The organism is Streptomyces sp. SID3212, assembly GCF_009865405.1.
GTDB lineage: Bacteria > Actinomycetota > Actinomycetes > Streptomycetales > Streptomycetaceae > Streptomyces.
Map to the genome: position 1 here is coordinate 1 of NZ_WWJY01000416.1, position 518 is coordinate 518.

Here is a 518-nt window from a genome sequence, read left to right on the forward strand (position 1 = left end):
GCCGTCCCGCCGGACACGGCCGCCGTCACCGCCGCCGCCACGACCGCCACCGCGACCGCGACCGCCGCTGTCACCTCCGCCGAAGCGGCGGTCGCCGCCAACGCCGGCGCGGTCACCGCCGCCGCAGCCGCGGTCATCACCTGCAAGGTCTAGGAGCGATCGGTGCTGCGCCGTGACCCCGCGCAGCCACCGGGCAGAGCCCGAAACGGAACCGGGCGAGAGCCCCAGCCGAAACCGGGCAGGAGTCCTAGCCGAAGCCGGGGACGTAGCGGATGGCGGAGGGGCGGCGGGAGGCCAGGCGCAGCATGCGGACCGTGGACACGACCACCTGTTCCTTGACGTAGGCGGCCGGGCGGCCGGTGAGGACCCGGGCGCGGGGGGAGTCGTCGGCCCGGACGGGCTGGATCACCCCGTCCCGGCGGCCGAGGCTCACGCACTGGAGCACATAGCCGAACCGCAGCGGCGGCGGCTCCTCGCCGCGCAGGTCGGCGGCGATCGCGAGGGCGGCGTGCGCGCCC

The 518-nt window shown here is 77.0% G+C and carries 1 pseudogene; it reads right to left on the minus strand.

Going from position 1 to position 518, the window contains the following annotated elements:
* Positions 1-247: 247 nt before the first annotated feature.
* Positions 248-518, minus strand: a pseudogene (locus tag GT042_RS12550) (pyridine nucleotide-disulfide oxidoreductase); the annotation flags it as partial.